Below are 13,009 nucleotides of genomic sequence, written 5' to 3' on the forward strand. Positions count from 1 at the left end.
ATGCCGAGCAAGCTCGGCATTTAATAAAACGGTTAGCCATTTAATGAAGGATTAAATTTGCCGCCGCTTTTAAAATACCAGGGTAGTCTTGCTCAGGTAAATATTCAGTAAGCTCACCTAATTTATCTGCTAGGTCGTTCATGCTAGTGGCCGATACGTTTATATGGCCCATTTTACGACCTGGTTTTGCAGTTTTACCGTACCAATGGCTAGTCACATCTGCATATTTAAGTACGTCAGCTGGAATATTAGGTTGCCCTAGTACGTTTATCATCGCGGTAATGTGTTTAAGCTCTGTATTGCCAAGCGGCAAACCTGCAACAGCACGCATGTGGTTTTCAAACTGTGAGCAATGGCAGCCTTGTTGCGTCCAGTGGCCTGAGTTATGTACACGCGGTGCAATTTCGTTAACGAGTAACGTGCCTTGTACATCAAAAAACTCAATTGCTAATACGCCAACGTAGTTAAGCTCGTTTGCTATTTTTGTAAATGCATCGTTTGCTTGCGCTTCAACGCAGTGATTATTTTTACCGGCAATAGAAAGCGTTAACACACCATTTGTGTGCTCGTTTTCTGTTAGCGGATAAATAGCAACATTACCGTGTTTATCGCGCGCACCAATAATAGATACTTCACGATCAAACGGGATCATTTTTTCAGCAATAATTGTATGTGGCGCAAGCTCGGTGCCCGATGCAATAAAATCAGACATTTGTGACCAAATTTCGTCTATTTGACTATCCGATTTTAAACGCCATTGGCCTTTTCCATCGTAACCCGCTTGGCATGTTTTAATAACAAGTGGCTTTCCTAGGGTTTTAACTGCGTGTTCAAGATGCGCTTTTTCAGTAATTAATTGATACGGCGCACAAGTTACGTTTGTTTTATCAAGCAATGCTTTTTCAAGCGAGCGATCGCCACCGGTTTTAATAGCGGCTTTCCCTGGGTAGAACTTATTGCTGTTACAGCAAAGTGTTAGTACGTCATCAGGAATGTGCTCAAACTCTGCAGTAATTGCATCAGCGTTTAATATTGCTTGCTCAAGTGACGTGCTATAAACCTCACCAGTTAGCGGATGCTTAATTTGCTTGCTGCCTACATCGTATGCAACCACGTTTAAATTAAGCGGCGCGCCTGCAAGGCTCATCATACGTGCAAGTTGCCCTGCACCTAATATTAAAATATTCATTATTACTCTGCAGGGTTTGGATTAGCTAATATAGTGTCGGTTTGAGCTTTACGAAACGCTTCAATTTTTGCAAAAATTTCTGGATTTTGACACCCTAAAATTTGTGCGGCTAGTAAACCTGCGTTTGCTGCGCCCGGCTCACCAATTGCAAGTGTGCCCACTGCAACGCCTTTAGGCATTTGGCAAATAGATAAAAGTGAATCAACACCATTTAATGCTTTTGATTTTACAGGCACGCCCAGTACAGGAAGCGATGTAAAAGCAGCAGCCATACCTGGTAAATGAGCCGCGCCGCCAGCGCCAGCAATAATAACTTTAATACCGCGTTCTGCGGCTGAACTTGCGTAATCAGCAAGTAATTGAGGAGTGCGGTGTGCAGACACGACTTTAGTTTCGTACTTAATGCCAAAATGCTCAAGCATAAGTGCTGCATGTTCCATGGTTGGCCAATCTGATTTAGAACCCATAATAATGCCAACAGTCATAAATACTCCTCAGTAATGTATTTTTAAAATAGCGGACTTATGTCCTGTTTAAGCCGGGTATTATACCCAAAGCCATATTAATTGCGACTAATACAAAGCCACAAAAACAAAAAAAGCCATGTTTAAACATGGCTTTTTAGGGTTAACGTGTAAATAGCTAATTAAGCTTCTTTACTCGCTAGGTATTCTGCGTAGTTGCCTCTAAAGTCAATGATTTTACCATCTTTAACTTCCCAAATTCGGGTAGCTACCGATGATACAAATTGACGATCGTGCGATACAAACATTAATGTACCTTCGTAGGCTTCAAGTGCTAAGTTAAGCGCTTCAATAGATTCCATATCCATGTGGTTAGTTGGCTCATCCATTAACAATATGTTTGGTTTATGCATCATAATTTTACCAAACAGCATGCGGCCTTGCTCACCACCTGAAATTACTTTAACTGACTTTTTAATATCGTTTTGAGAGAACAACATACGACCTAAGAAGCTTCGAACTACTTGTTCGTCGTCGCCTTCTTGTTGCCATTGCTCCATCCACTGAAACAAGTTCATGTCGGTTGCAAACTCATCTGCGTGATCTTGCGCGTAGTAACCAATGTTCGCGTTTTCAGAAAACTTAAACTCACCGGCTTTAGGAGCTAAGCGCCCTGCTAATGTATTAAGTAATGTTGTTTTACCAACACCATTTTCACCAATAATAGCAATACGCTCGCCAACTTCTACTAAACCCTCAAGCCCAGAAAACAACGTGTTGTCGTCAAAACCTTGCGTTAGGTTATTCATTTCAAGCGCGTTTCTGAATAACTGCTTTTCTTGGTCGAAACGAATAAACGGCGTTTGACGTGAAGACGCTTTAACTTCGTCTAACTGAATTTTGTCGATACGTTTAGCGCGCGATGTTGCTTGCTTAGCTTTAGATGCGTTAGCAGAGAAACGTGATACAAACTGTTGAAGTTCAGCAATTTGGTTTTTCTTCTTCGCGTTTTCGCTAAGTAGTTGCTCACGTGCTTGCGTTGCTGCAAACATGTATTCGTCGTAGTTACCTGAGTAAATACGTAGCTCACCGTAGTCAATATCGGCCATGTGAGTACACACAGAGTTTAAAAAGTGACGGTCATGCGAGATGATTATCATGGTACAGTCGCGTTGGTTTAACACGTCTTCTAACCACTTGATGGTGTAAATATCCAAGTTATTGGTAGGCTCATCAAGTAGCATTATATCTGGGTCTGAAAACAACACCTGTGCAAGTAGCACACGTAGTTTAAAACCTGGTGCAATTTCTGACATTGGGCCAAAGTGTTGGTCTGTGCCAATACCTACGCCTAATAGAAGCTCGCCTGCTTTAGATTCAGCAGAGTAACCATCCATTTCAGCAAACTCAGTTTCAAGATCGGCTACTTTCATACCGTCGTCTTCACTCATTTCTGGTAAAGAGTAAATACGGTCGCGTTCTTGTTTTATTTTCCACAGCTCTTTGTGACCCATGATCACAGTATCAATTACTGAGTATTCTTCGTAGGCAAACTGGTCTTGGTTTAGTTTAGCAACACGTTCATTTGGATCAGTACTTACATTACCTGAAGACGCTTCGAGCTCACCACTTAGAATCTTCATAAATGTTGATTTACCACAACCATTTGCACCGATTAAACCGTAACGGTTTCCGTCGCCAAATTTTGCTGAGATATTTTCAAATAATGGTTTAGCACCAAATTGCATGGTGACATTAGCTGTACTAATAATAGCGCTACCCTCCAAGGGAGTATGGATGTAATTAAATTGCGCGCAGTTTAAACCAAAATGGCCTGTTTTTCTATGAAAGTTTAAAGGCAAGCTAACGCGTTTTAGCCATTTATTAGCACTGTATAGTGGGTAACTCAAATAACAGATTAAATTAAATGGTTTTGTAAATTTTTATTCAGCTTACACAAGTAAAAATTCATCAATATATTCACTTTAATACGTCCAGGGAGTTTAGAATTACGTATACTGAATTAGAGTAAAAACAATTTTAACGTGTTTGTGTGTTTACTTAACTCATTTTTGTACATGCAGTAACAATAAAAAGTTATATTTATGAAAGTAAAGCACTTTTAGAGCTTTTGCACTAGTTGCTATTTTTTGAACAAGATGAAATTAATTCAAATTAAATTTTTAACACACCACAAATTTACCATCCTATTTACCTATATATTCAATATAAAAACAAACTTCTGCAACACCTGAAAAACAAAATTAACCTCTAGTGAATATCAATAGAATTTGCCTGTCAATTTTGTTGAGTATTTTTCACTTTTGAGCTCTTTATTGCTTTGTTAGTCTTCAAATCTGAATTTTTACCTACGTAAAAACACTAAAAATTTACACAGGGCAACACACAAGATGAGCAAAAAATTAGCGACACTGATTAGCGCAAGTATTGTATTCGCACCCGCTGTCTCGGCGGTAGAGTTATACAAAGATGAAAAAAACACTCTTGAAGTAGGTGGATATCTTGATGTGCGTGTAATTAACACACAAAACGAAACCGAAGTTGTTAACGGTACGTCGCGCATTAACTTTGGTTTTACTAGAGAGCTAAAGAAAGATTGGACTGCCCTTGCTCTTGTAGAATGGGGAGTAAACCCTGTTGGTAGTAGCGATATTATTTATAACAATCGTTTTGAGTCAATTCAGGACGAATTTTTGTATAACCGTTTAGGTTACGCAGGCCTTTCACACGAAAAGTACGGTCAACTTACCATTGGTAAACAATGGGGTGCATGGTACGACGTAGTTTATGGAACAAATAATAGCTTTGTATGGGATGGTAATGCAGCAGGTGTTTACACCTATAACAAAGACGATGGCGCTGTAAATGGCACTGGCCGTGGTGATAAGTTAGTCCAGTACCGCAATAGCTATAACGATTTTAGCTTTGCAGTACAAGCGCAGCTTAAAAACAGCGAGTTTTATACCTGTGACGTAAGCGATATTTCAGAAGAAGAATGCGAAACGCTTTGGAACTCTGGCGATAGTGCAGCTCAAGAAGTTGAATTTAACTACACATTTGGTGCGTCTGTTACTTATACCCCTACCGATATGCTAACGCTTACTGCAGGTGTTAACCGAGGTGAGTTTGATTTAACGTTTGGCGATGGCTCTACTCGTAATGTTGAAGATCTTATTTACGGTGCCGGTATTATGTGGGGCAGCATTGATAAGCGCGGCCTTTACGTTGCTGCCAACGTAAATAAAAACAAAAACCACGACACAGATAACATTGGTCGCTTAATTAAAGACGCAATTGGTATAGAAACATTCGCATCATACCGTTTTGATAACGACTTTCGCCCTTTTATTGCCTACAACGTGTTTGATGCCGGCGATGATTACGTAATTCAGCCAAACTTTAACGCCGATCCAGACGATGTATTTAAGCGTCAGTTTGCTGTTATTGGCCTTCACTACTTAATTGACGAAGACACTATTGCCTACGTAGAAGCGCGTAAAGACTTTAGCGACTTTGAAAGTGATAACGACGATCAACAAGCACAAATGGAGCAGTCGGAAGATGACGGTATAGCATTTGGTTTTAGATATAAGTTCTAAATATAAGCTCTAAATATAAGTTTAAAAACGACTACAACTTCCCTAAGCACAACCCTTTTAGCCCTTTTAACTTTTTTAACTGGGCTTTTTTTATTCCGCCATACTTTTTTGAATACTCGATTTTGCGTTTAAAGCTATTTTAACAAATGCCTTAACAGCGGCATTGGTATCGGCTTTTTTAAATTGTAATAGCACCGGAATTTGCGTGAGTACGTCGCTCAGTTTTATAAAATGACACCCTTCACTATATAATTTACGTACGCAATAAGGCGCAATTGCCACACCAAGGCCAGCAGCTACTTCAGTAACTAATGTTTGCATATGCCTAGGTTGGCTAATAATGTTCGGTGAAAAATGAGCTTGTTTGCATTGCAAAATGGTTTCATCAAAAAGACCAAGTGCTTCCTCTCTATTAAAAATAATAAATGGCTCATTTTTTAGTTTAGCTAAATCAATATTTTTATAATTTGCCAGCGCATGGTTTTGATTAACGATGGCCACCAATGAATCTACATAAATAGTATGACTTACAAATTCATCATTAATGGAATTTGGTAAAGGCCGTGAAAAACCAACATCAATTAAATCGTTTTTAAACGCATGTATTTGCTCAGTTGCAGTCATTTCAAACAATGTAACGTGCACGCTTGGGTATTGCTGTTTATATTCTCGAACCAGTGCTGCCATAAAGGTTAAACATGCCGAGCTTAAGTGCGCAATATTAAGTGTACCTACCTGCCCGTTGTGGGCACGTTTAACCTGAGTTTTAGCTTTGTCAGCTAGAGCCAAAATAGCGCGTGCATCTTTTAATAGCTGCTCACCCGCTTGAGTTATTGCAACATCGCGTGAGTTTCTTATAAACAGCACAACATCAAGCTCGCTTTCGAGCTGTGCAATATGCCTACTTATTGCAGGTTGCACGGTGTGTAGCTCTTTGGCCGCTTCTGAAAAACTCTGATGCTTAGCCACGCTGACAAAACTTTTTAATGTTTTAATATCCATCATGCACCTTAAATACATTATCTGTATAGATTCTATAAAATAATATCATTTTTGTTATAGGTAAAGAACTCATACCATAGCTATATGTTAACAACACAAGACAGCTATGACCAAACCCAAACAAAATCAGTCATTAAGTCGATTTATTTTATTACTAATGACCACTGCAATTGCAGCAACAGCAGCAAACTTGTACTACAACCAGCCTATTTTACCGCTTATAGCGAACGAATTTAATTTAACTGATTCGCAGCTTGGGAGTATTCCCGCGCTTACACAAATTGGTTACGCGTTTGCGTTATTATTTATTTCTCCGTTGGGTGACTCGATTGCTCGCAGGCGTTTAATTACTATTTTGTCGAGCTTATTAGTAGTGGCTTGTAGTGCAGCAATGCTTGCACCTAACTTACCTTTATTACTTATATCGGTATTTTTAATTGGTGTAAGCGCCAATATAACCCAGCAATTAATACCCTTTGCAGCATCGCTTGTATCGAGCGAGCAAAAAGGTGCCACATTAGGCACATTAATGATGGGCTTAACCATCGGTATTTTACTTTCAAGAACGTTAAGTGGGTTTGTAGGTGAGCAATTTGGTTGGCGAAGTGTATTTTTAATGTCGGCAGTACTCGCAGCATTATTTGGTATATTACTGCGCGTGTTTTTACCTAGCAATAAGCCACACACTAATTTGCGTTACTGGCCTCTCATTAAAAGTACGTTGGCGTTGTTTATTAAACATAAATCACTGCAGCACTTTACACTTTCGGGTGCATTTTGGTTTGCATCATTTAATGTGCTTTGGGCAACACTTGCAATTTATGTAAGTAACGAGCCATTTAACTACAACGCTCAACAAGCCGGTTTATTTGGTGTAATAGCATTGGCTGGCGTAATTGGCGCTAAGTCGTCGGGTAAATGGGTCAGCAAACTGGGATCTAAAGCTCTAATTATGATTGCACTTACGCTTGCGGCAATCGGCTTTGCTATTACAGGTTTGTTTAATGGCAGTTTAGCGTCGTTAGTTATTGGCATTATTCTAATCGACTTCGCCATATTTAGTGCACAAGTGGCTAACCAGGTGCGTGTTTTTAGTATTGACCCCACTGCGCAAAGTCGCATAAATGGAATTTACATGCTGGGTTATTACATTGGAGGCGCTGTTGGCTCAATGGTTGGTGTTAAAGCATTTGCACTTTATCAATGGCCTGGCGTTGTTGCTGTAAGCATTATATTTATTTTGCTAAGTGGCATTTTTAATTCATTTGCTAAAAAGTAATCGCTTAAAACTTAAGGAGTAAAATGGGTATGTTAAAAACAGCGGGTAGCTTTACATTACTGTGTATTGCCAGCTTAACTATTATGGTGGGAACCCTACTTGCGCCAGGTTTAGTAAGTATTTCACAAGGATTAGGTATAACCGATAACACCGTACTTTTAATTACGTTGCCATCGTTAGGCGCTGTGGTTTTTGCGCCGCTAGCAGGAAAATTAATAGATAAATACGGAGCTTATAAACTTTTAGTAATTGGGTTATTTTTATATGGGTTTGCAGGTGCCAGTGCTTACTTTTTAAAAGGCCCAACGCTTGTATTTGCTAATCGATTTTTACTCGGCGGTATAACTGCTGTGGTAATGGCAAGTTGTACGGTTTTAATTTCTGCTTGGTACACAGGCGAAGCACGCCTTGGCATGATTGCAAAACAAGGCATGGCGATAGAGTTAGGCGGTGTTATATTTTTATTTTTAGGCGGATTATTAGCGTCGCAATTTTGGGCACTGCCATTTTTACTTTATTTAATAGCGTGGGTATTTTTGGCTATGCTTTTATTGTTTGTGCCAAGTAAAAACTCACTGGCTAGTAATAGCGATGAAGTGTCAGAACATATACACCACAAAGCTAACAATGGCCTCTCGTTAAAAAGCGTTTATGTAATTTCAACACTCGCGATGACCATATTTTTTACGTCTACTGTGTTACTGCCCATTACAATGAACGAGGAAAACTTTAATGAGTCACAAATAGGCCAACTACTCGCATTTATATCTTTAGTGGCTGTAGTTACCGCAGGCTTTATGCCTAAAATAACAAAGAAGCTTGGTGAGCCCAAGGTTTTGGCATTTGCCTTTTTAGCGTTTAGTTTATCGTATATTTGTTTTACACAAGTAAGCACCCTACTTTTAATTTTAGGCGCAATATTAATAGGTATAGGATTTGGTTTTAGTATCCCGCTTTTAAACCATATGACGGTAGAGCTCAGTGATGTGAAAGTACGCGGCCGTAACTTATCGTACTTTACGATGGCTGTATTTTCGGGTCAGTTTTTTACCTCATTTATGCAGTACATACCTGGTGGTGAAAAAAACGTATTTATAATTTGTAGCGTTTCAGCATTTATAATTGCACTGGTATTGTTTTTTAAACCTATCAAAGCAAAATAGTAGTAACTTAAAAAAGAGCATTTTTATAAATGCTCTTTTTTACCTAAACCTCCCGCTTTATTATTTGCACTACCTTACTGATTACTTTTTTTTAATTTGACTCTATTGCTAAGTTTAGCATTATAATAACATTTAGTATGATGTGTTCTTTTACTATAAAGCCACCAGCTAATTTATATTAACTGCATTAAGAGTGTAAAAAGATGGTGAAATTATATTGAAATTGCAAAGTACTTACACTGCTTATCACTGATCACAAAGCTGATTAAAAGCAGTAACAAATAGATGTGTATATGCTCATAGGTACTGACTGGATTCTAACTCAATAGCTTCGTACTGTATATAAACACAGTGAATATATTTCCTGTCAAAAATAACTTAAACCAACTTCCCTTTGTAAGTCGTTAATAATATTAAACTAAGTAAAGTGCTATAAAGCTGATTGAGCATTCTAAATACACAAAACAGCGGCAACTGTATATACATACAGTTGCCGCTTAAACCTATCTAACCTACTTTTTAATAAACGCACTATAACCAGCTAATGCCTTTGATACACTAAGTGGTGGATTATCTGAATGCTCAGCACCTTCGTTTATAGCGCTTTGCCACGCAAGGTTATTATTAGGGTTTGCTTTTAAAGCAGACTCTAAATTATTAAACGCTTTTAACATTAACGGATGCTCTGCCCCACCCACCGATAGATATAAATAAGTAGGCGCCTTAACTTTGTTAGCTTGAGTAGTTAAAAACGCTTCTACATTATTAACCACTGTCATGTCGTCATACCAAGCCGCAGGGCTAAAAGCAAAATAGCCATTAAACAGTTCAGGCTTTGTATGCAGTGTATAAAGTACAAAGCTGCCACCGGCCGAAAAACCACTTAATACACGGTTATTACTAAGCTTATATTTTGCCGATAAATACGGGAATAACTCAGTTTCAATAAACGCTAAAAACTTGTCGGCTTCACCATTAGGCTCTATAAGTGTTTCGCCCTCCGGGCGCGCTTGTGTATTTACATCTTGGCGAGCATAAGGAGGCACTAAATCGCGATTACGTGTATCTGTAAAAAACAAATTAGGAATAGACACCAATATAGCCTTCTCCCCTTTTTCGCTCTTAGCTTGTTTTGTAAGTGCTTTGTCCCATGTATCTAAATTAAAGTTACCATCGGTTTTAATAATTAACGGATACGCTTTTTTAGGATTGTAATTAGCGGGTAATCTTATAAACACTTTGCGCGACTCATTAAGCACGCTTGAGTTAATTGTTACATCTGTATAGGCCGATACATAATGGTTGTAATAACGTATGGCTAAAATACCTATAGCAAAAATGACTACGGCTAAACTTAAATTAATAAAATAGTGTTTTGTTATTTTTATTGCCATGCGGCATTCCTTTAAATGTTTAGGAGTTATTTAATCGAGCTTAACCCATTGTTTTATTTCAAGCGCGGTCATAATAAGCTCAACCGAAAACGCGGCTAAAATCATCCCCATCACACGCGTTAAAATAGACGCGCCGCCAGTACCAATAAGCTTAATTATTTTACCCGAAAGCAACAACAGTATTAAAGTAATACCCAACACACCAATTGTAACAAGCGCTGTGCCTATCTGAGTAGTAATTGGGTGTATGTGGTTGTCGGTAAGTAGTATCACCGCCAAAATAGCGCCAGGAGTCGCAGTTGCAGGTATAGCTAGCGGAAACACTGCTATATCGTGATCGGGGTCTTGTTTAGCTTTGTTAGAATCGTTTCCAAATATCATTTGCAGGCCAAACAAAAACAATATAATTCCGCCTCCTAACTGAAACGACACCAACCTAATTCCCATCGCATTAAGTATTAGCTGCCCTATTAAAATAGAACCTAATAGTACGCAACCAGCGTAAAGCACCGTTTTAAAGGCTGTTTTACGACGTTGTTGATCTGTTAAATGAGAAGTAAGCGCAGCAAATAGCGCCATAGTGCCTATTGGGTCAATGGTAGCCCAAATAACAAGCGCATCTTGAGATAGTTTTTCTAGCATATAAAATCCTTGTTAAGCGTAAATATTTAATAAAACACGGGTAACAAATTCATTTGCTTACGCTTAACTATAATAGAAAGCCGTTATTTTTTGTATTTTATTTACACTTGGAGACGTTGACCTTTCAGGATTGAAAAAAGATAAGCACTTATAATTGCCGTCATTCGTTAAAGTGATTTATGCCAAATAGAATTTTCTCTTAAGCTAAAACCTAACTTAATAAGTAAATTATGGGAACGTGCATTGTGTGCACTCACCTCAGCCGATAAATGTTTAAGCGCAATTTCCTTAAGTAGCGCTTCAATAAAACCAGTGACTACTTCAAACATTACGCCTTTATCCCAAAAGTCGGGGTGCAGCTCAAATCCTATAAACGCATTACTTTTACACGGCGTTAAATTATAAAGCCCACAAGTACCCATTAACTCCCCAGATATATTATGTTCAATTGCAACTCTAATCACTTCGCCTTCGTAGTAGGCACTAATATCATCTTGTATTAATTGTTTGATTTGTGTTTTGCTGAGCGGTGTTTCGTAGTCGTTAAATTCTGACACATGCGGGTGGTTTAAAATATTAAATAAACACGCAGCGTGTTTGTGGGTAATTAAACGCAGCGTAACGCGTTCAAGCTTTGTGGTATTAAACATTTTATTTAAGTGGTTAGTTAAATTAGCTCTTTATGGGCAGGCATTATTAACTTACCATACCCCATTAACAAGCATTATCTTTAAAGCAAAAAGAGTAAGAGAACGTAATGAGTGACGATTTTCAAGTAATACAACCCACTACCACAGTATATTGCCCAAAGCGCGGCGAAGGCTGGACCTTAACAGGCATTACTAATATTAACGAGTTTACCTCAGTAATGTTTGACGGCACACGCTATACACTTCCAGCACGCGAAATAGTAGAAGAACTTCTTCCTAACCAATTAGCGCGTGAGCAAAATAGCTAACCAAACACATACACAATAAAAAGGCTGCAATTTTGCAGCCTAATATCTAATTAACTAGTTAAAATGCATCGTCTTCACTGTAAACATTAACGTTTAACTCGTCCTCATCTTCAAATACTACAAACGAAATAGGCTTACAGCATACTTGGCAGTCTTCTATGTATTGCTCATCAATATCTGCTGCATCAAGTAATACTTCTATACTTTCTCCACAATAAGGGCAGCTTATTGATTTTTCAGTTAACTGGTTCATTTATCACCTGCTAATTTATATCTCGAATGTTGTCACTTTAATGAACAAGCCAGCATAATTCAACACCCCATTAAATAACGCTTATTTGGCTAAACTAATTAAACAATGCTGCTAACTAAAAAGTGATCTAAATAGCAGCTTTACGTTTATAAAACATCATATGCACATTAGTTTGCACTATATATAAGTTAGCCAGCTAAAACTATGCCTCTTCAATGAAATAGTATTAGCACTTAGCGGGTCTAACTTCATAAGTATTTAAACTCACACTTTAGGTGGATAATTTTATGAAAAAATCACTCGCACTCGCCTTAACATCTGCCGCAATATTGTTTAGCACATTTACTCATGCAGCTAAAACCGAAAAAGCCGTTCTAGCTGGAGGTTGTTTTTGGTGTATGGAAAGTGACTTTGAAAAGCTAGAAGGCGTAACCGATGTAATATCGGGCTTTACTGGCGGCAAACTTAAAAACCCGACATACAATGGTAATCATAAAGGCCATTACGAGGCTGTAGAAATTACTTACGACCCAGCCATAGTAAGCTATCAAGGTATACTTGATCATTACTGGGTAAATATTGATCCTTTTGATGCCAAAGGCCAATTTTGCGATAAAGGCCCTAGTTACTTAAGCGCTATATTTGCACAAAACGACGAACAACGTAAATTAGCTGAAAAAACAAAAGCAGCAGTAGTAGCAGAGTTTCCTAATCAAACTGTGGTTACACCTATACTAAACGCAAGTACCTTTTACCCTATTAAAGGGAGGGAAAGCTTTCACCAAGATTATTACAAAAACAACCCAATCCGATACAACACTTATCGTTGGCGTTGTGGTCGCGACAGCCGCCTAGAAGATATTTGGGGCGACAGAGCAACTCACTAGTATTTATTAAACAACTTAAATTACACCAACAAAAGGCTGCATATTGTGCAGCCTTTTACATATCTACAAAGCTAGCTTTCTCTGCTTCAAAAAGTATACAAACCTTCATTATCAATAAATAGTATATTCTGTTTCCTAAAGCAGGCTGTTTATCTACT

Annotated in this window: 13 protein-coding genes; 5 read left to right on the top strand and 8 right to left on the bottom strand. The window is 38.4% G+C overall.

The genetic code is table 11. From position 1 onward, the window contains the following. Nucleotides 1–40: 40 nt before the first annotated feature. The 3 genes from I6F47_RS18595 to I6F47_RS18605 form a co-directional block, all read right to left on the bottom strand. A complete protein-coding gene (locus I6F47_RS18595; protein ID WP_165721898.1) occupies nucleotides 41–1,189 on the bottom strand; it encodes a 5-(carboxyamino)imidazole ribonucleotide synthase in 1,149 nt (382 codons plus the stop codon). Between the two features lie 2 nt (nucleotides 1,190–1,191). Beyond that, nucleotides 1,192–1,674, bottom strand: a complete 483-nt coding sequence (gene purE, locus I6F47_RS18600) for a 5-(carboxyamino)imidazole ribonucleotide mutase (RefSeq protein ID WP_002962540.1) — start codon at nucleotides 1,672–1,674, stop codon at nucleotides 1,192–1,194. A gap of 161 nt (nucleotides 1,675–1,835) precedes the next feature. Then, nucleotides 1,836–3,425, bottom strand: coding sequence for an ABC-F family ATPase (locus I6F47_RS18605; RefSeq protein WP_076915491.1), 1,590 nt, complete (start codon nucleotides 3,423–3,425; stop codon nucleotides 1,836–1,838). A 639-nt stretch (nucleotides 3,426–4,064) separates the two neighbouring features. On the opposite strand from I6F47_RS18605, the gene I6F47_RS18610 reads away from it, so the two are divergent. Next, nucleotides 4,065–5,273, top strand: coding sequence for a porin (locus I6F47_RS18610; protein WP_197184337.1), 1,209 nt, complete (start codon nucleotides 4,065–4,067; stop codon nucleotides 5,271–5,273). A 90-nt stretch (nucleotides 5,274–5,363) separates the two neighbouring features. Here I6F47_RS18610 and I6F47_RS18615 read toward each other — a convergent pair whose 3' ends face one another. Further along, the gene (locus I6F47_RS18615) at nucleotides 5,364–6,275 is read right to left on the bottom strand and encodes a LysR family transcriptional regulator (protein ID WP_197184338.1); all 912 of its coding nucleotides are present in this window, start codon (nucleotides 6,273–6,275) and stop codon (nucleotides 5,364–5,366) included. 106 nt (nucleotides 6,276–6,381) lie between these two features. On the opposite strand from I6F47_RS18615, the gene I6F47_RS18620 reads away from it, so the two are divergent. Together I6F47_RS18620 and I6F47_RS18625 are read left to right on the top strand one after the other, a co-directional pair. Beyond that, complete coding sequence (locus tag I6F47_RS18620; protein ID WP_197184339.1) at nucleotides 6,382–7,554, top strand: MFS transporter; 1,173 nt, start codon at nucleotides 6,382–6,384, stop codon at nucleotides 7,552–7,554. A 23-nt stretch (nucleotides 7,555–7,577) separates the two neighbouring features. Next, nucleotides 7,578–8,717 carry an MFS transporter gene (locus I6F47_RS18625; RefSeq protein WP_197184340.1) on the top strand — a complete coding sequence of 380 codons (1,140 nt, stop codon included), beginning with the start codon at nucleotides 7,578–7,580 and terminating at the stop codon, nucleotides 8,715–8,717. A gap of 512 nt (nucleotides 8,718–9,229) precedes the next feature. On the opposite strand, the gene I6F47_RS18630 is transcribed toward I6F47_RS18625, so the two are convergent. The 3 genes from I6F47_RS18630 to I6F47_RS18640 form a co-directional block, all read right to left on the bottom strand. Beyond that, on the bottom strand, nucleotides 9,230–10,111 hold the full coding sequence (locus tag I6F47_RS18630; protein WP_197184341.1) for an alpha/beta hydrolase: 882 nt from the start codon (nucleotides 10,109–10,111) through the stop codon (nucleotides 9,230–9,232). 30 nt (nucleotides 10,112–10,141) lie between these two features. After that, a complete protein-coding gene (locus I6F47_RS18635) occupies nucleotides 10,142–10,753 on the bottom strand; it encodes a MarC family protein (RefSeq protein ID WP_010552776.1) in 612 nt (203 codons plus the stop codon). Between the two features lie 167 nt (nucleotides 10,754–10,920). After that, nucleotides 10,921–11,403 (bottom strand): GNAT family N-acetyltransferase, encoded by a 483-nt coding sequence (locus I6F47_RS18640; protein WP_197184342.1) that lies wholly within the window; start codon nucleotides 11,401–11,403, stop codon nucleotides 10,921–10,923. A 107-nt stretch (nucleotides 11,404–11,510) separates the two neighbouring features. On the opposite strand from I6F47_RS18640, the gene I6F47_RS18645 reads away from it, so the two are divergent. Next, entirely contained in the window at nucleotides 11,511–11,711 is a 201-nt protein-coding gene (locus I6F47_RS18645) for a hypothetical protein (RefSeq protein ID WP_007586727.1), read from the top strand. Between the two features lie 58 nt (nucleotides 11,712–11,769). Here I6F47_RS18645 and I6F47_RS18650 read toward each other — a convergent pair whose 3' ends face one another. Next, the gene (locus I6F47_RS18650; protein WP_169060935.1) at nucleotides 11,770–11,964 is read right to left on the bottom strand and encodes a CPXCG motif-containing cysteine-rich protein; all 195 of its coding nucleotides are present in this window, start codon (nucleotides 11,962–11,964) and stop codon (nucleotides 11,770–11,772) included. 287 nt (nucleotides 11,965–12,251) lie between these two features. Here I6F47_RS18650 and msrA point away from each other — a divergent pair, with 287 nt between their 5' ends. Next, nucleotides 12,252–12,851, top strand: a complete 600-nt coding sequence (msrA, locus tag I6F47_RS18655; protein WP_166379321.1) for a peptide-methionine (S)-S-oxide reductase MsrA — start codon at nucleotides 12,252–12,254, stop codon at nucleotides 12,849–12,851. The last annotated feature ends 158 nt before the right edge of the window (nucleotides 12,852–13,009 follow it).

This window comes from Pseudoalteromonas sp. NZS37 (genome assembly GCF_015864265.1).
Lineage (GTDB): Bacteria > Pseudomonadota > Gammaproteobacteria > Enterobacterales > Alteromonadaceae > Pseudoalteromonas > Pseudoalteromonas arctica.